This is a genomic window from Paraburkholderia sp. RL17-337-BIB-A (genome assembly GCF_046025895.1).
GTDB lineage: Bacteria > Pseudomonadota > Gammaproteobacteria > Burkholderiales > Burkholderiaceae > Paraburkholderia > Paraburkholderia fungorum_C.
Window position 1 is genome coordinate 828,711 of the sequence record NZ_JARESY010000002.1, and the last position, 24,249, is coordinate 852,959.

Genomic DNA, 24,249 nt, shown 5'->3' on the forward strand with positions numbered 1-24,249 from the left:
AGCGAGGGGGATTCTCGCGATAATTTGCGGTTTCCCCCTCAGCTGGCGTATGAATTGGATATCGTTCTTGCGGCAAGGTTATATCGACGTGGCGAGCGTCCGATACGACCTGTCGCACTTGTTCGCCGGCGCCTTCCCGCTTGCCATTCCTGCTTCTGCGAAGTTTCCCGCCTCGGCGGCGACCGTCCATGTTGAATACACGTCCCATTGCGTGTCGTTCGGGCCAAAGCCAGGTGACCAGCTGGATTTCGAAACGCTCGGCAATGAACGCAAGATTCTCGACCACCGGCGCGTCGCTCGCGCATTCTGCTTTGATAGGCATCATTGGTCGCTTGGACTGCCTGCGATTGTCGAGCAGTTGGGCGAGCGGCGCTGCTACTTCACAGGGCATTCGAACTGGCTCGTGATTGAAGACATCACACATCGCGGCGAGCCATTCGAATATGAAGTGTTTTTTCGCTTGCGCCGGGCGGAAGCAAGTGCGTTGCGGCTTGTGATCGAGAGCGCTTACGTACGCAACGTCAGCAAGGGAAAGGCGGGAATCCCGCGCAACCGGCGGAGCATTGTTCGGTTTCGCGTGATGGCGGCAAAAGTACTGAGAGGGGAGGCGATCCGCGACCCGAATCTCAACCACGCTTAAACGAAAAGCGCGCGCCAGAAACAGGTGAGGCCCCACGTGGGGGCCTCATAACTTCGCGGGTGCGCTTGGTCGGTATGACCCGACGTAACCAGCACGGCTGGACCCTGTTGACCAGGAGGCAGATAGACGCCCTTGCGGGCCCCGAAAAATCCATCTGTTGGCATTATAACGCAGCGCAACGCCACCACCTATCCCCCCAATCGGCCATGCACTACTGGCCTTGCGGTGCGATTGGCCGCTCAGCTCCGCTTGCAAAAAATCGCCGTCACGAGCGGCGCCACGCGATGCACGATCGCCGTGCTGCCGGCCTCCGCCAGCGCGCTCTGCACCTTGGATTCGCTGCCGAACACCACGACGCCGTAGGCCGAGCGGGCTACCGGTTCACCGTCGCCGACGCGAAACAGCGGATCGTCTTTTTCGTAGCCGACCACCGCAAAAACGCGAAAGCCAAACGCCGTCAAATCCGCACCGTGTACGGGCGAAAATGCATTGATGGAGTTGCTTTCGACCCGCGTCGGTTTCGGATCGATCATCTGTTGCTGGGCGAGATCGGCGATGAACTGATGACCGCTCTCACTGCAGTTCAGCGGCGCATCAAGGGCCGCGGCGGAGCTGGCGAGCGGCAGGGCGGTGGCGGCCAGTGCAAGGAGTACAGACGAAAAGAAGCGTTTCATAGGCGTGAATGGCGAGCCGTACATATTCGCCGTAGTGCGTAGTGTGTTCGCTACGGATCGCGGCAATCGCTCGCGGCCCGAAAGACGTTGCGCATCGAAGTGATCCGGCGTGACAGGCGCAACTGGATTCGCACTTTAACGTGATTCGACAAATTTTGCCCTCTGCCTCGCGGGCGTCGGAGACGAATGGCCCTTCAGAAAACGTTAAGGAATAAAGCAAGCTTTGGCGATCCCGTATATATTTCCGGGTTATGAATTCGCGACCATCAATTCCAACTAACGTTCCGGCCCCCAGAACATGGGATGCCAGGCTGGCCCGCCGTCTCGTCACGCCGCTCGTCAACACCTGGGTCACGCCGAACCACCTCACCACGCTGCGGCTCCTGATCGGGCTCGCCGGCGCGCTATGCCTCGCGCGCGGGGGCTTCGCCTGGGCTAATTCGGGCGCCTTTCTGATCGTGCTGTCGAACTTCGTCGACCACACGGACGGCGAACTCGCGCGCATCGGCGGCAAGTCGAGCCGGATCGGTCATTTTTACGATCTGGCCTGCGACGCGCTCGTGACTGTCATGTTGTTCGTCGGCATGGGTATTGGGTCGACGCATGTCGGCTCATTGAACGTTGCCCCCGGATGGTTGGGTGCCGTGGCGGGCGTTGCAATCGCATTGATTTTCTTCCTGCGCATGCGCATTGAGGATATGGCGGGCAAGGCGGGTACCAAACAGGCATCGGTGGGCGGTTTCGAAACCGAAGATGTGCTGTATCTGCTGCCTATCGTCACGCTGACCAGCGTCGTCACGCCGTTCGTGGTGGTCGCTTCAATCGGCGCGCCGCTTTTTGCTGCCTGGGTGGTGGTCGATTACTGGCGTGTCGCGCGCCGCGCCGCACGCTCGTCGGTCGCCCCCGCCAAGGCATCTGAAACCAGTCAAATGTGGGCCAGCGAATGAGTACGCACGCCGAAGACGACGTGATCGCATCGATGTCGGTTGAACGTTCGCCTGCGTCGGCGCAGGCCGCGCCCGCGCCGAACGCCGACCGAGCCGTTGCGAGCCGCACGCGCACGTTCGACACGCGGCGTTTTTCCAGGGAATTCGCCGACCAGGGCGCGTTCCTGTACCAGGAAGATTTCCTCGCACCCGAAGTCACCGCCCAGCTCGTCCAGAGCGCGCGGGGTCTGCTCGACGAAGTCAATCGCAACTATCTGCCGGGGCACAAACAGGGCGGCAGCGTGAGCCGCCATACGATCGACCGTCTCGCGCCGTTCATTGCCGAGTTGTATCGCTCGAAGGAACTGATCGGCTGGCTCGAGCAACTGAGCGGCGACAAGCTGCAAGTCTCGCCCGCGGACGATCCGCACGCCTATGCGCTGTACTACTACACACGCGCCGGCGACCACATCGGCTGGCACTACGATACTTCGTACTACGACGGCCGCCGCTACACGCTGCTGCTCGGCGTGATCGACGAATCGTCGTGCCGGCTCGATTACGAATTGCATACACGCAATCCGGACGTGCCGGACCAGCCGGGCTCAGTGCAGATTCCGCCGGGCGGCCTGGTATTCTTCGACGGCGACAAGCTGCGCCATCGCATCACGCCGGCCGGCGCAAACGAAATGCGCGTGTCGCTGACTTTCGAATACGTGACCGACCCGAACATGCGGCCGTGGCGCCGCTTCATCTCGAACATGAAGGACGCGATCGCGTACTTCGGTTTCCGCCAGGTGTTCCGTCAAATGACGAAGCGCGGCAAGGACCACGCATGACACGCGCGGCCCTGATTCTGCTGTCGATCGGGACGGCGCTGTTTGTCGGCCTGCTCGCGTGGCAGGGTTTCGGTTCCATCGCCTCTGCGCTGGCCGCGGCCGGCTGGGGGCTCGTGCTCGTCGCGGCGTTCCACCTCGTGCCGCTGGTGCTCGACGCCGGCGCGATTTCGGTGCTGTTCCAGCGCCAGCGCGACGGTGTCCACCGCGACGTCACGTTGCGCGACGCCTTGTTCGCCCGCTGGATCGGCGAGTCGGTGAATAGCCTGTTGCCGGCCGGTCAGATTGGCGGCCCGGTGGTGATGGTGCGGCAACTGTCCCAGCGCGGCATGCGCATGCCCGACGCGGCCGCCGCCATCACTGTCAGCACCACGGCGCAGGCGCTCGCGCAAATCGTCTTCGCGTTGCTCGGGCTGCTGATGTTCGGCGCTTACGCCGCGCACGGCGCCCTGCACGATCTGCGAACCGCCACGCTGATTGCCACTGGCGTGCTGGGCGCGATGATCGCGGGCTTCTATTATGCGCAGCGCCGTGGCCTGTTTGGCCGTTTGCTGGGCGTGCTCTCGAAGGTGTTCGGCAAGCGCGACTGGTCGTCGTTGATGACCCGCGCCGAAGCCGTCGACGCCGCCGTGCAGGCGATGTACCGCGAGCGTGGCCGCGTCGCGGCGAGCTTCGCGCTGAGTCTGGCGGGCTGGATCGTTGGCACGGTCGAGGTGTGGCTCGCATTGCGCTTTCTCGGCCATCCGGTCGACTGGGTCGATGCGCTCCTGCTCGAAAGTCTCGGACAGGCGATTCGTGGTGCAGCGTTCATGATCCCCGGTTCGCTGGGCGTGCAGGAAGGCGGTTATCTGCTGCTCGCGCCGCTCGTGGGCTTACCGCCGGATGCGGCGCTGGCGTTGTCGCTCGCCAAGCGCGCGCGGGAGATCCTGCTGGGTTTGCCAGGTCTACTGGTTTTGCACTTCAGCGAACGAAACTGGCAACGGCGGCGCGCCACGGCGCGCGTGCCGGTTGTCGATTAAAACTCCGTATTTTTTCAAGGACTGCGCATGCGTGCCATCATCCTCGCAGCGGGCCTCGGCCTGCGTCTCCAGCAACCGCCGCAGGCACAGTTCCCGAAGTGCCTGTTGCAGTTCGACGGCATGAGCCTGCTCGAACGGCATCTGCAAATGCTTGAAACCGCCGGTGTGACGGAGGTCGTGCTGGCACTCGGCTTTCAGCCGGAATCGGTGCAGGCGGAACTGGAACGGATCAACTGGCCGCATCAGGTGGAAACCGTGCTGAACCCGCGTTACGACCTGGGCAGCGTGCTGACGGTGCACACGGTGGCCGAGGCGCTGACGCGCGGCGGCGACGTGCTGCTGATGGACGCCGACGTGCTGTACGACGAGCGCATTCTGAGCGCGCTGGTAGCGGGCGAAACGGTCAACCGTCTGTTGATCGACCGCGATTTCGAAGCCGGCGACGAACCCGTCAAGCTGTGCCTGAAAGACGGCGTGCCGGTCGAATTGCGCAAGCAGTTAGCCGTCAATCTTGAGTACGACACCATCGGCGAATCGGTGGGCTTCTTCCGCTTCCGCCAGGAAACCGCGCAGCGTTTCACGGAGATCGTCGCGGGCTATGTGGATAGCGGCCGGGCCAACCTGCCGCACGAAGAAGCGGTGCGTGACCTCCTGCTGGAGCGCAGCCAGGTGTTCGATACGGCCGACGTGACCGGCTCGCCGTGGATCGAGATCGATTTCCCGAACGACGTGGCGCGCGCAAGCACCGAGATTCTGCCGCAGCTGCAACCGCTGGTCAGCGCGTCGCGTTAAATCCCGCTCCTGAATGGGTGCTGTATTGCATGGTGAGCCGGTTGTACGCCGGCCACCATCGCGTCGTTTTCCCGCTTCTTTTCCCCTCCTGTTTTTCGTAGTCAGTGCTGCCTCGTTGCGCGCACAACGATTGGACGTGGGATAGCGGTGCGTCATGCGCGTGAGTGCAAAAAGGCATCGCCCTTGCAACATCTGTTGTCGATGCAATGCGATAATTGCCGCTTTACACCGGCGGTCTCGCAACCCGTCGCCATGACAATGCCTCTCGCTTTAGGCGCTTTCATCGTTCCGCTGATCGTCGCGTGTGCGATGTTCATGGAAAACATGGACGGCACGGTCATCGTGACGTCGCTGCCGGTTCTGGCACGCGATCTCGGCCAGGATCCCATCACCCTCAAGCTCGCCGTGACGGCATACGTCATCGGCCTCGGCGTCTTCATTCCCATTTGCGGCTGGGTCGCCGACCGCTTCGGCTCGCGCACGGTGTTTCGCACGGCAATCGGCATCTTCATGGCCGGCTCGCTGATGTGCGCGGCGTCCACGTCGCTGGGCACCTTCGTGGTTGCGCGTTTCGTGCAAGGCGTCGGCGGCGCGATGATGGTGCCGGTGGGGCGCATCATCATTTTCCGCTCGGTGCCCAAGTCGGACTTCATCCGCGCGGTCAACTATCTGACGGTGCCCGCGCTGCTGGGGCCTGTGGTTGGCCCACCGCTCGGCGGCTTCATCACCACCTATCTGCACTGGCGGCTGATTTTCTTCATCAATATTCCTATCGGCCTGCTGGGTATCTGGCTTGCAAACAAGCACATCGCCAACGTGCGTGAAGCGCATCCCGGGCGGCTCGACTGGACCGGTTTCGCGTTGTCGGCGAGCGGGGCTTCGCTATTCATGCTGGGACTCTCGCTGGTAGGCGGCGAACTCGTGTCCAACACGGTAGCGGTCAGCATGTGCGTGATCGGCGTGGTGCTGCTGGCGGTGTACGTGCTGTATGCGAACCGCGTCGAGTTGCCGGTGCTCGATTTGCGGCTGTTGCGCATTCCGAGTTTTCACGCGAGCGTGGTGGGCGGCTCGCTGTTTCGCATCGGCCTCGGCGCGGTGCCGTTTCTGTTGCCGCTTGTGTTGCAGGAAGGCTTGGGCATGACCGCCTTCAAGTCGGGATCGATCACCTGCGCATCCGCGTTCGGTTCGGTCTTCATGAAGGCAGCGGCGTCGCGCATTCTCGGCCGTTTCGGGTTCCGCACGGTGCTGATGTTCAATGCCGGCTGCGCGGGTCTCGCCATCGCGGTCTACGGGTTGTTCTTTCCCGGTACGCCGCATTGGTTGATCTGGTGTGTGGTGTTGTTCGGCGGCTTCTTCCCGTCGTTGCAGTTCACCTCGTTGAATACCCTGGCGTATGCGGACATTCCGAGCCGCGACGTGGGACGGGCGACGAGTGTCGCCAGTGTGATCCAGCAAATTTCGCTGGGGCTTGGCGTGACGATCGCGGGCATCGTGCTGCAGATTTCGCACAACCTGCAGGGTCATTCGACGATCGTCTTCTCCGACTTCTGGCCGGCGTTTCTGGTGGTCGGCCTGTTCTCGTTCCTGTCGATTCCGATAACCGCACGCTTGCCGCACGGGGCAGGCGATGAAATCGCACGCGGCGCTCGCGGCAACGCCTGAATTTTGTGTGCCGCAGCATGCACCATATGCGTGCAATTGCTTCGCAAATGGCGGAGCGGCATGTTATAAGCCCAAGGCAGCTCTTGTTATCGTTAGATCAAGAAGTCGTCTTGGGGGACATTCAATGAAGTTGTTTCACAATGCCAAATCGTCTGCTAGCGGACTTGCGCTAGTCGCACTCGTCACCGTTTCAACCGGCTTTCTCGAAGCCACCCCGGCCGTCGCCAAAGCGCCCGCGAAAGCGCAGCCGGCGGTTCTTACGGCCTCCGCCATCGCGGTGGCCGACAAGTACAGCGCCGACGCTGCGGAACAGATCTTCAAGGAAGGCGGCAACGCCGTCGACGCAGCCGTTGCGATTGCCTTCACGCTTGCCGTGACCTATCCCGAAGCGGGCAACATTGGCGGTGGCGGCTTCATGACGCTTTACGTCGACGGCAAGCCGTACTTCCTCGACTATCGCGAGCGCGCTCCGCTGGCTGCGACCAAGAACATGTATCTCGACGACAAGGGCGAGGTCATCAAGGGCATGAGCCTGTTCGGCTATCGCGCGGCAGGCGTGCCAGGCACCGTCGACGGCATGTGGCAGGCACAGCGCCGCTTCGGCAAGCTCAAGTGGAAGCAGGTGCTCGCACCGGCTATTCACTACGCACGCGACGGCTTCGAGGTCAGCGAGCAATTGCAGCAACGCCGCGACGATGCCGCGAAAGATTTTGCCGGCAAGACCAACTTCGATACCTACTTCGGCAACCTGAAGGAGGGCGTCAACTTCAAGCAACCGGATCTCGCCGCCGTGCTGCAACGCATTTCGGATCAGGGCGCGAAAGACTTCTACTCGGGCAAGACGGCCGATCTGATCGCGGCGTCCATGCGCGGCCACGGCCTGATTACGAAGGCCGACCTGCAGCAGTACAAGGCGGTGTGGCGTCAGCCGATCCAGGCGGACTGGAACGGCTATCGCGTGATCACCGCGCCGCCGCCGAGTTCGGGCGGTATCGGTCTCGTGCAGCTGCTGAAGATGAAGGCCGATATTGCGCCTGACTTCAAGGACGTCAAGCTGAATTCAGCGCAATACGTGCACCTGATCGCGGAAATCGAGAAGCGTGTGTTCGCCGATCGTGCGCAGTATCTCGGCGATCCGGATTTCTACAAGGTGCCGGTCGCGCAATTGACCGACGACGCGTATATCGCCAAGCGTGCCGCGGAAGTCAATCCGAGCTCGCCTTCGGACACGAAGAGTATTCAGGCCGGTCTCGGCACGTCGATGCCTGAGAAAGCGGAAACCACGCACTTCTCCGTAATCGACAAGTGGGGCAATGCCGTATCGAATACGTACACCATCAACGGTTATTTCGGGTCGGGCGTGGTGGCGGATCGCACGGGCATCGTGCTGAATGACGAAATGGACGACTTCTCCGCGAAGCCGGGCGTGGCGAACATGTTCGGCGTGGTCGGCAGCGACGCGAATTCGATCGAACCGAAGAAACGCCCGTTGTCGTCGATGAGCCCCACGATTCTGACCAGGGACGGCAAGGTGTCGCTCGTGATCGGCACGCCGGGCGGCTCGCGCATCTTCACGTCGATCTTCCAGGTGATCAACAACGTCTACGACTTCAATATGCCGTTGCCGGATGCTGTGGCCGCGATGCGTTTCCATCACCAACTGTTGCCGCCGAACACGATCTTCTGGGAGCCGTACAAGCCGATCGACGGCGAACTCGCCAAGCAGATCGAAGCCAAGGGCTACTCGCTGAAGGGGCAGGATTTCAGCGGCGACATTCAGGCGATCAAGGTCAATGGCGATACGCCGGAAGCTGCCGCCGATCCGCGCGGCCGTGGTGTCACGCGAGTGATCCAGTGAGCGTTTGAACTAACTCGTTCTGGTGCATCTTTGCGGATGCGCCGCACGCAGGAAAAAGGCCTCGCGTTCAGTTTGAGCGTGAGGCCTTTTTTATCCGCGAGGTTGATGGAGCGTGTGGTTTTTTTATCCGCGAGCTCGCTTGAACGTGGGGCTTTTTCACCCCCGAGCTTGATTGAACCTAAGGCCTTTTTCCGCCGCTAGTAGGCGGCCCAATCAGCTTGTCTGTTCCACCGGTGTCAGGGTCAATTCGAGCCGTTGCGCGCCACGCAACACCGTCACGTTGACCGGCTTGTCGATCCGCGACGCGTCGAGCGTGCGTTGCAGGCTATCGACGTCTTGCACCGCAAGCGTATCGATCGCGACGATCGTGTCGTCGGTACGCAGACCGCCGAGCGCGGCGGGACTGCCTTTGACGATTTCCATGACGTGCACGCCGCTCTCCACGCTCAACCCGAAATAGCGCTGCACACGGCGCGACAGTGGTCTCGTGGTGCCGGCCACGCCGATGTACGCGCGCCGCACGCGGCTGTGCGCGAAGATCTGCATGATGACCCACTTGGCCGTATCGATCGCGGTGGCGAAACAGATCGCCTGCGCGCCGGGAATGATCGCGGTGTTCACGCCGATCACCTGGCCGGCCGAATTGATCAGCGGACCGCCCGAATTGCCGGGATTGAGCGCGGCATCCGTCTGGATCACGTCATAGATCATGCGACCCGAATTCGAGCGCAGCGAGCGGCCAAGCGCCGAGACCACGCCAGTTGTCACGGTTTGCGCGAGGCCGAGCGGATTGCCTACCGCGATCGCAATCTGGCCGACCCGCAGCTTCGACGATTCGCCGAGTTCGACGTGCGGCAATGGCTCGGGCGAGCCGATGCGCAGGACAGCCAGATCGCTGCCGGGGTCGTCGCCGACCAGATCGGCGGCGAATTTCGCGCCGTCGGCGAGCGTCACCGTGATGTGCGTGGCGCCGTGCACGACGTGGCTGTTGGTGAGCAAATAACCATCGGGCGTGAATAGAAAGCCCGAGCCGGTGCCGCCGCGCGCGCCGCGGCTGTCGCGCCCGGATGGCGCACCAGGCAGTCGGCGCTCGACGGAAATGAAGGCGACCGCCTGCTGCACGCGTTCCAGCGCGCCGATTACGGTGCGGGAATAGGCGTCGAGCAGGGCGTCGTCGGATAAAGCGTTGAGTGGATCGGACCCGGGGGCGTCGGATGCGGCGCGCGACAGGTCATCGATGAAGCGTGGACGGCTTCCCATGGCGATGCTCCGGATGAACGGAAATCGAGATGCGGGGCGGCGGGCGGGTTTTCAAGTGCGGGCCGGCCGTGGGGCGCGGGGGCTGGGTGTGAGACACTTTCTTATGCCGGCACGCGCGAACGCTGGATCGTTGGCCAGGCTGGAACGCCGGCTGATGACTCGTCCGACGCCGGGGCGGAGCGGGAGCCGGCAGGGCCAGTGGAACCAGTGGAATCAGCACAGCCAGCACAGCCAGCACAACCAGCACAACCAGCACAACCAGCACAACCAGCACAACCAGCAGAACCTGCAGAACCAGCAGAACCAGCAGAACCAGCAGAACCAGCAGAACCAGCAGAACCAGCAGAACCAGCAGAACCAGCAGAACCAGCAGAACCAGCAGAACCAGCAGAACCAGCAGAACCAGCAGAACCAGCAGAACCCGGGCACACGCCATGCAGGCCTTTCAGGCCCCGCCATGCCCACAAGGAGACAGCCGCCATGAACTCGCCCTCGTCAACTGCATCCTCTGCTTCGTCGAGCGCGTCGGGTGCGTCAAGCGCTTCAGCCACTTCAAGCGCCCCCGCGGATTCAACGAAACCGATCGAGCCGCGCATCGAGTCGCTCAGCGCCATCACCCTCGCCACCGGCGATATGCCGCGCGCGGTGCTGTTTTACGAAGCGCTAGGTTTTCCGCTCAAATTCGGCGGTTCGCACGAAGCATTCACGTCGTTTGCATTCGGCGGTTCGTATCTGAACCTGATCGTCGATACGCGCGCGCCGGTCAACTGGTGGGGGCGCGTCATCATCTATGTATCGGATGTCGACGCGCTCTATCGGAAAGCGCTGGCGGCGGGTTTGAAGCCGTCGCTCGAACCGTCCGATGCGCCGTGGGGCGAGCGCTATTTCCACATTACCGACCCCGACGGCCACGAACTCAGCTTCGCGAGGCCGTTGCGGTAGCGCCTGGCGGTCGCGCTAAACTCGCTATCATGGGTGTTCAAAAGGCATACAGGCCACCGCCGGGCGTCCATCATGGGTGTTCAAAGGCACGCAGGCCACCGCCGAGCGTCCATTGGCCCAAGAAGGCACGGCTGACGCGCCAGTAACACGGCTGACACTTCGCGCTTCGATAATCGAACGCATTCGCGACGCGCAGCGCCGCGCGCCTAACCATTTCCGTTGCCAGGAGAGTCGCAATGAAAGAGCTGGATCCGAGACCCGAGGCCGAAGTCATGGCGGAACGGCAACGCCGTTTCGAGGAAGACCTCATCGACGCGTACGACGAGGAACTCGAAATGGAGGTCGACGACCGCATCATCGACGGCGCTGAGGGCTTTACGCCCGAGCATCGCGAGGCGCGCAAGACGTACTTCCGCGAGCTGTTCCGGTTGCAGGGCGAGCTCGTCAAATTGCAGGACTGGATCGTGCAGACCGGCCATCGGCTGGTGGTGATTTTTGAAGGACGCGACGCGGCCGGCAAGGGCGGCGCGATCAAACGCATCACGCAGCGGCTCAATCCGCGCATGTGCCGCGTGGCGGCATTGCCGGCGCCGAACAATCGCGAACGCACGCAGTGGTATTTCCAGCGTTACGTGTCGCATTTGCCGGCCGGCGGCGAAATGGTGCTGTTCGATCGCAGCTGGTACAACCGCGCGGGCGTCGAACGCGTGATGAATTTCTGTAGCGACGACGAGTACGAAGAGTTCTTCCGCTCGGTGCCCGAATTCGAAAAGATGCTGGCGCGAAGCGGCGTGCAGATTCTCAAGTACTGGTTTTCGATCACCGACGAAGAACAGGAAATCCGCTTTCAGAACCGCATCCACGATCCGCTGAAGCAGTGGAAGCTGAGTCCGATGGATCTGGAAAGCCGGCGCCGCTGGGAAGCCTATACGCAGGCGAAAGAAGTCATGCTGCAACGCTCGCACATTCCCGAGGCGCCGTGGTGGGTCGTGCAGGCGGTCGACAAGAAGCGCGCGCGCCTGAACTGCATTCACCATCTGCTGAGCCAGGTGCCGTATCACGAGATCGAGCATTCGCAAATCGAATTGCCAGCACGGGTTTATAACGATGAATACAGCCGCCAGCCAGTGCCGGCCTCGATGATCGTTCCCGAAGTGTATTGATCGGCTGCTGCTTGTTGAAACGAAAAAGCGCGGTGCAGACCGCGCTTTTTTCCTTCAAGGCCGATTGGCAATCGGCCCCCAACAGTTTAAGCGGCGCCGCCGATCCTTTCAGCGGCGCCACCGGTTTCAGAACACCATCCGGAACACCCAGTACAAGCCTGCCGCCAGCGCGATCGAAACCGGCAGCGTCAGCACCCAGGCGAGGATCAGGCTGCGCACGGTGCCCCATTGCAAGCCGGAGCCGTTGGCCGCCATGGTGCCGGCCACGCCCGACGACAGCACGTGCGTGGTCGAGACCGGCAAACCGTACATATCGGCCGCGCCGATCGTCAGCATCGCCACCAGTTCGGCCGATGCGCCCTGTCCATAGGTCAGATGCTGCTTGCCGATTTTCTCGCCGACCGTGACGACGATGCGTTTCCATCCGACCATCGTGCCGAGACCCAGGGCGATGGCCACCGCGACCTTGACCCACGTCGGGATGAACTTGGTGGCGTGATCGGTTTGCGCCTTGAAGTTGTGGATCACCTTGGCGTCTTCCGGCGAGAAGGCCGGCTGTTTGTTCTTGTCCATGAGGCGGATCGCCTCGGACGCCACATACATGTTGTTGCGCACGTTATCGACGATGCTTTGCGGCACGGCTGCCATCGACCCCGACGCGCTGACCTGGCCGCTGATCTGGTTGGTCAACTGCTGCAGGGCGGGCAGCGTGGCAGGCGTCAACTGGCGGGTGCGCACATAGGTTTCGACGTCGGCGCGTGGATTGGCGGACGGCGCCGCGCCCTGGGTGTATTTGGCGAGTGTCGCCGAGGCCTGCTGCGCGACAGCGACGAAGGTCTGAGTTTCCGCCGGCGTGACCGCCTTGTTCAGCGCGTAGGCCGTCGGCACCGTGCCGATCAGGATCAGCATGATGAGGCCCATGCCTTTCTGGCCGTCGTTCGAACCGTGCGCGAATGAAACGCCCGTACAGGTCAGAATCAGCAGGCAGCGAATCCAGAACGGCGGCGGTTCCTTGCCCTTCGGCTCTGCGTACAGCGCGGGAATCCGCACCACGGCCTTCAGGATCAGCAGTAGCAAACCGGCGGCGAGGAAGCCGACCAGCGGCGAAAACAGCAGCGACTTGCCCACGCCGAGCGCCTGATTCCAGTCCACGCCGCTTGTGCCGTTTGAGCCGTGCATCAGCTGATTCATCAGGCCGACGCCGATGATCGAGCCAATCAGCGTGTGCGAACTCGACGATGGTAGTCCGAAATACCAGGTACCCAGATTCCAGATAATCGCCGCGATCAGCAGGGCGAAGACCATCGCGAAACCGGCACTGCTGCCCACTTGCAGAATCAGTTCGACGGGCAGCAACTGCAGAACGCCGAATGCCACCGCACCAGATGAAGTCAGCACTCCGAGGAAATTCCACCCGCCGGACCAGACCACTGCGATGTTCGGCGCGAGCGAATGCGTGTAGATCACAGTGGCGACTGCGTTCGCCGTGTCATGAAAGCCGTTCACGAATTCGAAGCCGAGCGCGATCAGGAGCGCGATGCCGAGCAGCAGATAAGGCAAATACGAGGCTTGGCGGACGGGTTGCAAATCGTCCACCAGATGCATGGCGCAATACACGGCACCGATCGCGATCACGGCGAGGAAAACGATGAGGCCGAGATTGCGCCCCTTTCCATTTGCAGTGCCCGGTTGTGGGTACGAAAGTTCCGGCATGGCGTGAGCCCCAAAGTTTGTCGCGGAACTACCGATCCTGCGGGGCCAGGATGTCGTAATGATGACAGTGGCGTGACGCTCAGGCGGGACGGGTTTTCGCGGAAAGGTGCGTGGAGATTGACGCTACGAGAGAGGCCACCGCCTGCGCGGCGGCTCAGAATGATAAGCGGTCCGAAAGTAACTAGGCATGAAGCAGGCCTGCGGGTTGAATGGATTTTCCGCTTCAAACTTTCGTCTGGGGCGCATGCAGATTCCGGCGATCCTGGCGATGACCACAATTTGTGGCGAATTGTGGCCGATGCAACGCAGTTTCCTGCGGTCATCCTCGTGCAGTTTAGGCGACGTTTCGACGGATATCCACGGGGACCATTTTTTGCTAGCCTGACATAAAGGGACTTTTGAAAGGCGTCCAATGAACCGACAGAGCCGGAAAATCGACAAAGAGGCTGCGGATAGCAAGCCGGCCGGCACAGAGGCCTCGGCGGAAGAAGCCTTCGCGTCGTACGCGGCGCCGCTCGTCAGTGACGCGATCGAATTCGCTAACGCCGTGCGCGAAGATGCCTCGCCGGAAGCATTGCACAAACTGCGCGTATCGCTGCGGCGCTTGCGCTCCTTGTGGTGGGCGTTCGAACCCTTGCTCGACAAAGCGGAGAACACGCGCCACCGCGCGTTGTACAAGTTTCTGGCAACGGCGGCGGGTAAGACGCGCGATTGGGACATTCTGATCGAACTGATTGCACACGAAGAGGGTGTTGCGCGCGAGATGGCGCTGAAACTCCAGGAGGCTCGCAGCGATGCGTTGGCGACGAGCCGCGAAACGCTATCGAACGCGGACGTCAAACATCTGCTGCGGGAAGCCTTGAGCGGCGCCGCCAAGGAGTTGAACACGGCGCATCAGCGCGTGCCGCTGAGAAAATTCGCCGAAAAGCGCGTGAGCGATTCGGAACGGTCGTTGAAGAAGCGTATGAAACGCGCATCCCGGGCGAAACGTTCCAACTATCCGTCGTTTCACGACGTTAGAAAGGCGGGGAAGAAGCTGCGCTACCTGCTCGAGTTTTTCGAGCCCGTTCTGAAGGCGGGCCGCAAACGTGCCCTGAAGCGTTTGAAGCAGATTCAAAAACGTTTCGGTACGCTGAACGATATTGTCGCAAGCGAAATGCTGCTGCGCGACAACATGGCTTTGCTGGCCGGGTCTGGCGATGTCGATGCGGTGCTTCTCTGGTTCAGAAAGGAACGCAAACGCCGGATGCGCTCGGCGGCTGGATTGCTGCGCAAACTGTGATGCGCTGCGCGGTGCTGCTCGTTCGAGCAACCCGGGCCGAATCACGACATGGGCGATCTCGCGGGATTCGTGGTTGTGGGCGCGGCGGAACCGTTTGACTCGTGCTGGCGGTAGGCGCACTGGAACCGTCACAAGCTTTGAACCCGCCGGGGGGCGAGGCCGCGCAAGGTGACCGCGTCGCGTGCCGCGCTGTATAGCGCCGGCGCACGTCCTCCGACGGCCAATTCCTCGGCGAGCGCGAGCGGCTCGACGGGAAACCCCCGCCTTTGCCAGGCATCGAGGCCGCCTCTCAGTGCGCGAATCCGCGTGTAACCGTTCAGGCGCATCCGTTGGGTGATCTCGACGGCTGTCGCGCTATCGGGGCAAATGCAGTAAATCACCATGTCATAGGCGCGCAGCGCGCCGTCGATCTGTTCCGGCGAATGCGGGTCGAGCGCCAGCGCGCCGGGAATAGGGCGCAGCGCCTGCTGCGCCTCGCCAGCCGAGGCGAGCGGGCGGGCATCCAGAACCTTGGGAGGCACGATGCGGCGCCATCCGCCGGCTGTCGCCTGTGACGCTGCAGCGGAGGTGGCTTCCGCGAAACGGCGTCGCTCGCGGCGTCGTTGTTGCAGGCGGTACACCAGATAGACCAACGCCGCGGCTAGCAGAATGTCGATCACCGTGCCGCCGCGTGCCTTGACGAGGTCGAGCAGCATATGCAACTGCCTTTCCGCCGCGGCGCCGCCGAGCAGCCAGAAGGTGGCCCACGCGAGGGCGCCGGCGAGGTCCCACGCGGCGTAGATGCGGGTATCCACGGCTGTCGTGCCCATCAGCGGCGGGGTGATGAGTCCGAGGCCTGGGACGAACTTCGAGATCGCCACAAGCGGCACGCCGAAGCGTTCGAATAGCGAGCGTGCTCGCGCGACTTTGGAATCCACGGCCGGCGATATCCGCTTGAGCTTGGCGATCAGTTTGCGGCCGTAGATGCGGCCGGCGGCGAACCATGCGCCGTCGCCGATCAGCGCGCCGAGCACGGCGGAGAACAGGATTGGCCAAAACGATAGTGTGCCGGCAGCGATCGCCGAGCCTGCGAAGAGGAGCACGGGCACCGCGGGGATCGGCACGCCGAGGCGTGTCAGCAGCACGTTAAGGAATACGACTGCACCGCCCCAGGTGGATACCGCCGACGACGGGAACGCTATCAATTGCGTAACTCCTGTTATTGCCGTTGGGGCCGCGTTGCGGCGGGAGCGTGTTTTGCCGGGACGCAAAGGGTGTTCCTGAAGCGTTTATCTGCTTGCCCGTCCGGTTTGCTCGTTCGGGTTCCGGGGTGCGGGTTTTCTTCGCTCAGGATACCCGATGGGTCTGGCCGCGGCGCTCGCTTCCAATTCGACCATAAGCTGGATTCGCGCCACCTTTCGTGAAGCGGCGGTGGCGTTGGCCACTGTCGTGTTACGGGAGCCGGTTAGCGCGGCGCAACTCGCCGGCGTTGCATGCGTGCTGGGGGCGGTGCTGCTGGCCAACTTCGGCCAGCTGCGCACGGTGCGTGGCATGGCGTGAAGCGTAAACCGGTGTGCGCGAGATCAGGTATGAGCGTATCCGGGCTTGAGGCATACCCCGGATGTAAGGTGTCCCGCCGTGAGGCATCACCGACGGGAGACGTAACCGCCATGAGACGTAACCGGTGCGCAAGGCACAGCGCGGCGGGCATGACACGACGGCATGAATCACAATCGATGAGCGGCGAGCCAGGGTTCGACGCCGCAGCCCGCACCACGACGCGACCGAAGCGCCGTTCAGGCTTCAGGTATTGGCGACCGCTACCACACCCGGATTACCCACGATCGACAAAAACTCGCGCCGCGTCGACGGATCGGTACGGAATGTGCCCAGCATGCGCGAGGTGACCATCGTGACACCGGCTTTATGTACGCCACGCGTGGACATACATTGATGCGCGGCTTCGAGAATCACGCCGACGCCTGCCGGTTGCAGCACTTCGTTCAAGGTATCGGCGATCTGCACCGTCATCTTTTCCTGGATCTGCAGACGCTTGGCGAACGCATCGACGAGGCGCGCCAGCTTCGAAATGCCGACCACCCGATGCTCAGGCAGATAGGCAACGTGCGCCCGCCCGATGATCGGCACCATGTGGTGTTCGCAATAACTCTCGAAGCGGATATCTTTCAGCACGATCATTTCGTCGTAGCCGTCCACCTCGGAGAAGGTGCGGGCGAGGATCTCGCGCGGGTCGACCTGATAGCCCGCGTAGAACTCCTCGTAAGAACGCACCACGCGAGAGGGCGTATCGAGCAGGCCTTCGCGTTCCGGATTGTCGCCGGCCCAACGCAGCAGCACGCGTACGGCTGCTTCAGCTTCCTCGCGGCTGGGGCGTTCTGCTGCGGCTGTGGGTTTGGTTTTCTTTGCTTTGCTGCTGACCATCCGTCGCTCCTCTGGGATCGCGCGTCGACGGTAAACGGAGCGCGCGGGTTCAATGAGTGCGGCCATTGTTCCATGTTTTGCGGCGCGTCGTGTCGATGCCCCTTTCGCCGCCGGGGTGCGAGTTCACTTCGGCCACTCGTCCATATCGTCGTTGAAGAGCTCGGCGACGACGCCGCGCAGCCAGCTTGCCCGCGGATCGTTATGAAACTTGCGATGCCAGTGCTGCCGCAGATCGAAGCGCGGCAGCGGCAGCGGCGGTTCGACCAGCGTGATCGACGCATGCTCCGACACGTACGCGAAGCCGATCGCGTGCGGCACCGTGGCGAGCAGATCGGTGCGCGCGAGGATGAACGGCAGACTCATGAAGTGCGGCGTTTCGAGTACGGCGCGGCGCTTGATGCGTTTTTTTTCCAGGTAATGTTCGAGCACTTCCTGGCTGCGTCCTTCGGCGCGCACGACTGCGTGGCCCGACGCCACGTACTGAGCCAGTGTGAGCGGCGCCTTCGAAAGGGGATGCCCCGTGCGCATCAGGCAGATGAATCGATGGGTGAAGAGCCGTTGCTGGAAGAAGTTGTTGCCCGACAGATCGGGGAAATAGCCCACGGCGAGATCGACGTCGCCGGATTCGAGTCCACGTTCCACGTGCGAGGGCGAGAGCGACACCGAGCGCAGATTGGCATGGGGCGCGCGTTCGGCGAAGAGTTGCAGGAGCCGCGGCAGGAAGACGATTTCGCCGACGTCGGAGAGCGCCAGGGAGAAAGTATGGGTGCTGGTGGCCGGATCGAAGTCTTGCACGTCGAGCATGCCTTTCTCGATACGTAGAAGCGCGTCGCGGGCGGCGGGGAGAATGGCGAGCGCGCGCGGCGTGGGTTCCATGCCTTTTGATGTTCTGACGAAGAGCGGGTCGTCGAAGTATTCCCGCAGGCGGCCTAGCGCGGTGCTCACGCGGGGCTGGCTGACGCCGAGTTGGTCCGCTGCGCGGCTGACGTTGCGGGTGTCTTCTATTGCTACCAGGTAGGGGATCAGGTTTAGATCCAGATTTGGGTCGGGCATGGTTTTTTTTGCCTGCGGCGCTTTGGGGGGTATCTGGTTTATGGATAGAGGGTAGTTTAGGAATATTGGTTTGGGATAGTGGTTTTTTGCCTGTGCGGCGGTTGGTTGGCTGTTTGCCTACGGCGTTGGCGTTGCTTGCATCTGGTTGGCTGCGCGGCGCTTGTTGGTCTGTTGCCTTGCGGTGTTGGTCTTTCCTTGATCTGGCTCTTTGGCCTTTCCTTGATTTGTTATTGGTCTATTAGCGTCGCCCCTGTGCGGGGCGGGCACTTACTTCTCTTTGCCGCCGCAAAGAGAAGTAAGCAAGAGAAAGCGGCTCAAACCGCTAATTTTTAAGCGGGTCCCCCGCACAGTCGCGGTAGTGGAGCATCTGGAATCCGTCTCTTCGCACATTCAGCGCGAGTGACAAGGCGCTCATCAGCGCCCACTCCGCACTATGTGCGTCGCGGATGGGTCTGCCTGGCAAACCAGGGGCTTCGTTTGGAGGTGGTGGGGCCGTCGGCTTCGCCTCGGCGAAGCGCCCAGGCGACAGCGGCAAGCGGGACGATCGACAGAGGCAAAGAGGCAAAGAGGCAAAGAGGCAAAGAGGCAAAGAGGCAAAGAGGCAAAGAGGCGAAGAGGCGAAGAGGCGAAGAGGCGAAGAGGTGATATACGGCGCCAATACACGGCGCCAGATGAGACATGAAGGCGAAAACGCGGCGGATGGTTTTATGAAATGCGTGTCGGCGCGCGCAGCGCCGCCGGAAGTATGACGGCTGTGTCACCGGGGCCGAATGTGCGAGGGGACGGATTCCAGATGCACCACTGCCGTCACTGTGCGGGGGACCCGCTTAAGAGTTGGCGGTTTGAGCCGCTTTCTCTTGCTTACTTCTCTTTGCGGCGGCAAAGAGAAGTAAGTGCCCGCCCCGCACAGGGGCGACGCTAATAGACCAATAACAAATCAAGGAAAGGCCAACACCGCAAGGCACACAGAGCAACAAGCGCCGAGCAGGCAACCAGCGCAAGGAAAGGCCAACGCCGTAGGCATACAACCCAAAAGCGCGGCGCAGGCAACCAGCTCAAGGAAAGGCCAACGCCGTAGGCAAATACAGACGAACAAGCGCGAACAGGCAACCTGATCATGGAAAACCCACCGCCGGAGGCAAACAAAACAAAAAGCGTCACGCAGACACCCCCGCCGGGCAGGCCAGAACCTATGATTAAGGGGAATCCCCTGCCTTGACAACCCGCCCGAAGGGCAACCATAATCCCCCAACCGTTCGCTAATAGAATCCATGTTCGCATATAGAACAAATCGACAAACGAACACCCAAAGGCGCCAGCCCGCATCCCCACCCGGCGAGCCGCCGCCAGTACAGGCCCGGAGACCGTCCCGCAACAAGCCCCTGCCTGCACAGGCAAAGGCAAAAAGCCCAGTGGCACGCGGCGCCCCAAAAGGAAATTCGACATGATCAACAAGATTTTCGAGTCACTTCAGTCGGCGGTCGCCGATGTCCCCGACGGCGCGACCGTCATGATCGGCGGCTTCGGCACGGCCGGCATGCCGTCCGAGCTGATCGACGCGCTCATCGAACAAGGCGCGCGCGAACTCACCATCGTCAACAACAACGCCGGTAACGGCGACATCGGCCTCGCGGCGCTGCTCAAAGCCAAACGCGTGCGCAAGATCATCTGCTCGTTCCCGCGCCAAACCGATTCGTATGTGTTCGACGCGCTCTATCGCGCCGGCGAAATCGAGCTCGAACTGGTGCCGCAAGGCAACCTCGCGGAGCGCATCCGTGCCGCGGGCGCAGGTATCGGCGGCTTCTTTACGCCCACCGGTTATGGCACGAAGCTCGCCGAAGGCAAGGAGACGCGTCTGATCGACGGCAAGCATTACGTGCTGGAGTCGCCGCTGCATGCGGACTTCGCGTTGATCAAGGCGCTCAAGGGCGACCGCTGGGGCAACCTGGTCTATCGCAAGACCGCACGCAACTTCGGCCCGATCATGGCGAGCGCGGCAAAAACGGCCATCGTGCAAGTGTCGAAAGTGGTGCCGCTCGGCGAGCTCGACCCGGAAAATATCGTTACGCCCGGCATTTTCGTGCAACGCGTGATCGAAGTGCCGCAAGCGACGCATCAAGCCGAACTTGCATCCGCGACCGCCGCCTGAGGAGACCCGACATGAAAAAACTGACCCGCGATGAAATGGCCAAGCGCGTTGCCCAGGATATCCCTGAAGGCGCTTACGTGAACCTCGGCATCGGTGTGCCCACGCTGGTGGCCAATCACCTCGCCGCCGACAAGGAAATCTTCCTGCACAGCGAAAACGGCTTGCTCGGCATGGGCCCGGCACCCGCCAAAGGCGAGGAAGACGACGAACTGATCAACGCCGGCAAGCAGCATGTCACGCTGCTGACGGGCGGTGCGTACTTCCATCACGCGGATTCGTTCGCGATGATGCGCGGCGGTCATCTGGATTTTTGCGTGCTCGGCGCGTTCCAGGTATCGGCGAAGGGCGATCTGGCGAACTGGCACACCGGCGCGCCCGACGCGATTCCGGCTGTTGGCGGCGCCATGGATCTGGCCATCGGCGCTAAGCAGGTCTACGTGATGATGGAACATCTGACCAAGCAGGGCGAAAGCAAGATCGCCGCTGAGTGCACCTACCCGGTGACGGGCGTGGGCTGCGTCGACCGCATCTATACGGACCTGGCGATGATCGACGTCACCGACAAGGGCTTGGTGGTGCGCGAGATCTTCTCGGACCTCGACTTCGATGCACTGCACAAACTGACCGGCGTGCCGCTGATCGACGGCACGCAAACGGCGCGCGCGGCCTAAGCATCGGCGCGGTAGCCGTCAGCATAAAGCTTGCGATAGGTGGGAACGCTGGCGAGGCGGCAGCAACGCTTACGCGGCAACCGCGAGGCTTACTCGGTGGCAGCAACTCTTACGCGGCAACCTCAAGGCTTACGCGGTGGAAGCGACGCTTACGCGGCTACCGCAAAGCTTACGCGGTGGCAGCAACGCCTATGCGGAAACTGCAAAGCTTACGCGGCGGCGACAACGCTTACGCGGCTACCGCAAAGCTTACGTCGCAACTGCAGCGCTTACGCGGTAACGCAGCGCATACGTGGCAACCGGAATACTCGCGCGGCAACCGCAACGCTCACGTCGGTCTGCGCCGTGCACGGGTGCCACCAGGCATGTCCGGAGCGCGCATTCGGCAAGCTTCATGCGCGTGTTCCGATGCCACGGCGGTACGCCGGGCCATCGCGTCGGTATCGGTGCAGAATGCGCTGCAACGCCGCGTGCGGTACGCTCTCGATAGATAGCGCGGTGGGACACGCAGGGTGCGCCTTCAGTGTGCGTCCACGCGTGTCCAGATCGCCCTGGTGAAAAAACCTTTACCTTCGACTCCCTCATCGACGCCATCATGCTCGACTCCAGCGCCCGTCTGACCGGCCTTCTTTGCGGCACACAGCCGATGAACGACATCTGGGCGCCGCGTGCCGCGCTGCAACGGATGCTCGATGTCGAAGCAGCGCTCGCGCGCGCTTCGGCTGCCCATAACGTGATTCCACAATCCGCCGTGGCCGCGATCGAGGCGGCCTGCCAGGCCGATCAACTCGACGCCGACGCTCTTGCGCGCGACGCGGCACTCGGCGGCAACCTCGCGATTCCCCTCGTCAAACAACTCACCGCGCGCGTCAAAACGGCGGACGCGGAAGCATCGAAGTACGTCCATTGGGGCGCGACGAGCCAGGACATCATCGATACCGCGACGGTGCTGCAACTACGCGACACCTTCGATCTGCTCGACAGCGGCTTGCAAGCCACGTGTGACGCAGTCGCAAGACTCGCGGCCGCCCATCGCGCGACGCCGATGATCGGCCGTACCTGGTTGCAGCAGGCGCTGCCCATCACGCTCGGCCTGAAATTCGCGCAATGGCTCGACGCGTTGCTGCGGCATCGTGAGCGGCTCGATGCATTGCGCGCGCGCGTGCTGGTGCTGCAATTCGGCGGCGCGGCGGGCACGCTCGCGAGCCTTCGTGACGCAGCGCCCCAAGTCACGCAATCATTGGCTAAAGAACTCAAGCTTACTGTGCCCACCTTACCGTGGCACACGCAACGCGATCGCATCGCCGAAACAGCGGCGCTGTTCGGCATGCTGATCGGCACGCTCGGCAAAATCGCGCGCGATATCTCGTTGCAGATGCAAACCGAAATCGACGAACTCGCCGAGCCCGCCGCGGCAGGCAAGGGCGGTTCGTCGACGATGCCGCACAAGCGCAATCCGGTGGGCTGCGCCGCGGTGCTGACCGCCGCGACGCGCGCGCCAGGGCTGGTGGCCACGGTATTCGCCGGCATGGTGCAGGAGCACGAGCGCGCGCTCGGCGGCTGGCAAGCCGAGTGGGACGCGCTGCCGGACCTCGCGCGCCTGGCTGGCGGCGCGCTCGCGAACATCGAGCAGATTGCCGCGGGACTCAACGTGAATGTGCCGCGCCTTGCCGCCAATCTCGACGTCACACACGGCTTGATTCTCGGCGAAGCGGTGATGCTCGCGCTCGGCGACAGCATCGGCCGGCTCGATGCGCATCATCTGGTTGAGCGCGCATCGAAAGCGGCAATCGCGGAGAACAAGACGCTCTTCGACGTGCTCTCGGCGGACCCTGCCGTGACCGAACATCTTTCGCCCGAGCGCCTGAAGCAACTGCTCGACCCCGCTCAATACGTCGGCCAGGCGCACGCTTATGTGGACGCCGCGCTGGCACTTCATCACGTGCGCGCCAGGCGCGCCACTTCCAAGGAGTAACCGGCATGCCCTACGCCGCAGTCAACGGTATCGAGCTGCACTATCGAATCGACGGGGACCGCCACGGCAACGCGCCGTGGATCGTGTTGTCGAATTCGCTCGGCAGCGATCTGTCGATGTGGACGCCGCAAGTCGCGGCGCTGTCGAAACACTTTCGTGTGCTGCGCTACGACACGCGCGGTCATGGTCATTCGGAAGCGCCGAAAGGTCCCTACACGATCGAACAGTTGACCGGCGACGTGCTCGGCCTGATGGATACGCTGAAGATCGCGCGCGCGAATTTCTGCGGCCTGTCGATGGGCGGCCTGACCGGCGTCGCGCTGGCCGCGCGTCACGCGAATCGCCTCGAGCGCGTGGTGCTGTCCAATACGGCGGCACGTATCGGTTCGCCGGAAGTGTGGGTGCCGCGCGCCGCGCGGGCACGCACGGAAGGCATGCTCGCGCTGGCTGATGCTGTGCTGCCGCGCTGGTTTACCGCCGACTACATCGAACGTGAACCGGTTGTGCTTGCCATGATTCGCGACGTGTTCGTGCACACCGACAAGGAAGGCTACGCATCGAACTGCGATGCCATCGACGCCGCCGATTTGCGCCCCGAAGCAGCCGGTATCAAGGTGCCAACGCTCGTGATCAGCGGCACGCACGATCTGGCCGCGACGCCGGCACAAGGCCGCGAGCTGGCGCAGGCGATTCCGGGCGCGCGTTACGTCGAACTGGACGCCTCGCATATTTCCAACATTGAAAAAGTCGACGCTTTCACGAAGACCGTGCTCGACTTCCTGACGGAGCAGAAATGAACGACGAAGACCGCTACGAAGCAGGACTCGAGGTACGCCGCGCAGTGCTGGGCAGCGCGCACGTGGACCGCTCGCTCGCCAATCGCACTGAATTGACCGAGGAATTCCAGAACTTCATCACTCGCTACGCATGGGGTGAAATCTGGACGCGCGAGGGATTGCCGCGCCACACGCGCAGCTTGCTAACCATCGCGATGATGGTCGCCTTGAACCGGAGCGAAGAACTCGCCTTGCATTTGCGCGCGGCGAAGAACAACGGCGTGACACGCGAGCAGATCAAGGAAGTGCTGCTGCAAACCGCGATCTATTGCGGCGTGCCGGCGGCTAATTCAGCGTACCACCTCGCCGATAAACTGTTCCGCGAAGACGACGCGGCAGCGGCAGCGCCAAAGCCGTAACGGCGCAGTTGCAGAGAT

The 24,249-nt window shown here is 62.4% G+C and carries 23 protein-coding genes; 17 read left to right on the forward strand and 6 right to left on the reverse strand.

Annotated elements, in window-relative coordinates; all coding sequences use genetic code 11:
- Positions 1 to 67 precede the first annotated feature (67 nt).
- On the forward strand, positions 68 to 640 hold the full coding sequence (locus tag P0D84_RS24685) for a YjaZ family protein (protein WP_408341264.1): 573 nt from the start codon (positions 68 to 70) through the stop codon (positions 638 to 640).
- 239 nt (positions 641 to 879) lie between these two features.
- Here P0D84_RS24685 and P0D84_RS24690 read toward each other — a convergent pair whose 3' ends face one another.
- On the reverse strand, positions 880 to 1,314 hold the full coding sequence (locus tag P0D84_RS24690) for a hypothetical protein (protein ID WP_408341266.1): 435 nt from the start codon (positions 1,312 to 1,314) through the stop codon (positions 880 to 882).
- A 251-nt stretch (positions 1,315 to 1,565) separates the two neighbouring features.
- Here P0D84_RS24690 and P0D84_RS24695 point away from each other — a divergent pair, with 251 nt between their 5' ends.
- The 6 genes from P0D84_RS24695 to ggt all read left to right on the forward strand — a co-directional run bounded on the left by P0D84_RS24695 (position 1,566) and on the right by ggt (position 8,407).
- The gene (locus P0D84_RS24695) at positions 1,566 to 2,261 is read left to right on the forward strand and encodes a CDP-alcohol phosphatidyltransferase family protein (RefSeq protein WP_408341268.1); all 696 of its coding nucleotides are present in this window, start codon (positions 1,566 to 1,568) and stop codon (positions 2,259 to 2,261) included.
- Positions 2,258 to 3,079 (forward strand): HalD/BesD family halogenase, encoded by an 822-nt coding sequence (locus tag P0D84_RS24700; RefSeq protein WP_408341270.1) that lies wholly within the window; start codon positions 2,258 to 2,260, stop codon positions 3,077 to 3,079. The genes P0D84_RS24695 and P0D84_RS24700 overlap by 4 nt, the downstream gene beginning before the upstream one ends.
- Positions 3,076 to 4,095 carry a flippase-like domain-containing protein gene (locus P0D84_RS24705; RefSeq protein WP_408341272.1) on the forward strand — a complete coding sequence of 340 codons (1,020 nt, stop codon included), beginning with the start codon at positions 3,076 to 3,078 and terminating at the stop codon, positions 4,093 to 4,095. The genes P0D84_RS24700 and P0D84_RS24705 overlap by 4 nt, the downstream gene beginning before the upstream one ends.
- Before the next feature lie 27 nt (positions 4,096 to 4,122).
- The gene (locus P0D84_RS24710) at positions 4,123 to 4,887 is read left to right on the forward strand and encodes a phosphocholine cytidylyltransferase family protein (RefSeq protein WP_408341274.1); all 765 of its coding nucleotides are present in this window, start codon (positions 4,123 to 4,125) and stop codon (positions 4,885 to 4,887) included.
- Positions 4,888 to 5,145: 258 nt separating this feature from the next.
- Positions 5,146 to 6,549 carry an MFS transporter gene (locus P0D84_RS24715; protein WP_408345963.1) on the forward strand — a complete coding sequence of 468 codons (1,404 nt, stop codon included), beginning with the start codon at positions 5,146 to 5,148 and terminating at the stop codon, positions 6,547 to 6,549.
- A 124-nt stretch (positions 6,550 to 6,673) separates the two neighbouring features.
- Positions 6,674 to 8,407 carry a gamma-glutamyltransferase gene (gene ggt / locus P0D84_RS24720; RefSeq protein WP_408341276.1) on the forward strand — a complete coding sequence of 578 codons (1,734 nt, stop codon included), beginning with the start codon at positions 6,674 to 6,676 and terminating at the stop codon, positions 8,405 to 8,407.
- Between the two features lie 213 nt (positions 8,408 to 8,620).
- On the opposite strand, the gene P0D84_RS24725 is transcribed toward ggt, so the two are convergent.
- Entirely contained in the window at positions 8,621 to 9,667 is a 1,047-nt protein-coding gene (locus P0D84_RS24725; RefSeq protein WP_408341278.1) for a S1C family serine protease, read from the reverse strand.
- 154 nt (positions 9,668 to 9,821) lie between these two features.
- Here P0D84_RS24725 and P0D84_RS24730 point away from each other — a divergent pair, with 154 nt between their 5' ends.
- From P0D84_RS24730 to ppk2, 3 genes are all read left to right on the forward strand, one after another.
- Positions 9,822 to 10,151, forward strand: coding sequence for a hypothetical protein (locus P0D84_RS24730; RefSeq protein WP_408341280.1), 330 nt, complete (start codon positions 9,822 to 9,824; stop codon positions 10,149 to 10,151).
- Positions 10,148 to 10,609, forward strand: a complete 462-nt coding sequence (locus tag P0D84_RS24735) for a VOC family protein (RefSeq protein ID WP_408341282.1) — start codon at positions 10,148 to 10,150, stop codon at positions 10,607 to 10,609. The genes P0D84_RS24730 and P0D84_RS24735 overlap by 4 nt, the downstream gene beginning before the upstream one ends.
- A gap of 236 nt (positions 10,610 to 10,845) precedes the next feature.
- Positions 10,846 to 11,772, forward strand: coding sequence for a polyphosphate kinase 2 (gene ppk2 / locus P0D84_RS24740; RefSeq protein WP_408341284.1), 927 nt, complete (start codon positions 10,846 to 10,848; stop codon positions 11,770 to 11,772).
- Positions 11,773 to 11,898: 126 nt separating this feature from the next.
- Here the strand turns inward: ppk2 and P0D84_RS24745 are convergent, their stop codons facing one another.
- On the reverse strand, positions 11,899 to 13,485 hold the full coding sequence (locus P0D84_RS24745; RefSeq protein ID WP_408341286.1) for an inorganic phosphate transporter: 1,587 nt from the start codon (positions 13,483 to 13,485) through the stop codon (positions 11,899 to 11,901).
- Between the two features lie 412 nt (positions 13,486 to 13,897).
- Here P0D84_RS24745 and P0D84_RS24750 point away from each other — a divergent pair, with 412 nt between their 5' ends.
- Positions 13,898 to 14,767, forward strand: coding sequence for a CHAD domain-containing protein (locus tag P0D84_RS24750; RefSeq protein ID WP_408341288.1), 870 nt, complete (start codon positions 13,898 to 13,900; stop codon positions 14,765 to 14,767).
- A gap of 128 nt (positions 14,768 to 14,895) precedes the next feature.
- Here the strand turns inward: P0D84_RS24750 and P0D84_RS24755 are convergent, their stop codons facing one another.
- Complete coding sequence (locus P0D84_RS24755) at positions 14,896 to 15,951, reverse strand: VTT domain-containing protein (protein ID WP_408341290.1); 1,056 nt, start codon at positions 15,949 to 15,951, stop codon at positions 14,896 to 14,898.
- 154 nt (positions 15,952 to 16,105) lie between these two features.
- Between P0D84_RS24755 and P0D84_RS24760 the strand changes: the two genes are divergently transcribed.
- The gene (locus P0D84_RS24760; protein ID WP_408341292.1) at positions 16,106 to 16,306 is read left to right on the forward strand and encodes a hypothetical protein; all 201 of its coding nucleotides are present in this window, start codon (positions 16,106 to 16,108) and stop codon (positions 16,304 to 16,306) included.
- A gap of 243 nt (positions 16,307 to 16,549) precedes the next feature.
- Here P0D84_RS24760 and folE read toward each other — a convergent pair whose 3' ends face one another.
- Both folE and P0D84_RS24770 read right to left on the reverse strand, forming a co-directional pair.
- Positions 16,550 to 17,188, reverse strand: coding sequence for a GTP cyclohydrolase I FolE (gene folE, locus P0D84_RS24765; RefSeq protein ID WP_408341294.1), 639 nt, complete (start codon positions 17,186 to 17,188; stop codon positions 16,550 to 16,552).
- A 123-nt stretch (positions 17,189 to 17,311) separates the two neighbouring features.
- Positions 17,312 to 18,241, reverse strand: a complete 930-nt coding sequence (locus tag P0D84_RS24770) for a LysR family transcriptional regulator (RefSeq protein WP_408341296.1) — start codon at positions 18,239 to 18,241, stop codon at positions 17,312 to 17,314.
- A 1,444-nt stretch (positions 18,242 to 19,685) separates the two neighbouring features.
- Between P0D84_RS24770 and P0D84_RS24775 the strand changes: the two genes are divergently transcribed.
- The 5 genes from P0D84_RS24775 to pcaC all read left to right on the forward strand — a co-directional run bounded on the left by P0D84_RS24775 (position 19,686) and on the right by pcaC (position 24,231).
- A complete protein-coding gene (locus P0D84_RS24775; RefSeq protein ID WP_408341298.1) occupies positions 19,686 to 20,390 on the forward strand; it encodes a 3-oxoacid CoA-transferase subunit A in 705 nt (234 codons plus the stop codon).
- An 11-nt stretch (positions 20,391 to 20,401) separates the two neighbouring features.
- On the forward strand, positions 20,402 to 21,061 hold the full coding sequence (locus tag P0D84_RS24780; protein WP_408341300.1) for a 3-oxoacid CoA-transferase subunit B: 660 nt from the start codon (positions 20,402 to 20,404) through the stop codon (positions 21,059 to 21,061).
- A gap of 595 nt (positions 21,062 to 21,656) precedes the next feature.
- Positions 21,657 to 23,036: a 3-carboxy-cis,cis-muconate cycloisomerase gene (locus P0D84_RS24785; protein ID WP_408341302.1), complete on the forward strand. Its 1,380-nt coding sequence runs from the start codon at positions 21,657 to 21,659 to the stop codon at positions 23,034 to 23,036.
- A 5-nt stretch (positions 23,037 to 23,041) separates the two neighbouring features.
- Positions 23,042 to 23,833, forward strand: a complete 792-nt coding sequence (gene pcaD / locus P0D84_RS24790; protein WP_408341304.1) for a 3-oxoadipate enol-lactonase — start codon at positions 23,042 to 23,044, stop codon at positions 23,831 to 23,833.
- Positions 23,830 to 24,231: a 4-carboxymuconolactone decarboxylase gene (gene pcaC, locus P0D84_RS24795; RefSeq protein WP_323045984.1), complete on the forward strand. Its 402-nt coding sequence runs from the start codon at positions 23,830 to 23,832 to the stop codon at positions 24,229 to 24,231. The genes pcaD and pcaC overlap by 4 nt, the downstream gene beginning before the upstream one ends.
- The last annotated feature ends 18 nt before the right edge of the window (positions 24,232 to 24,249 follow it).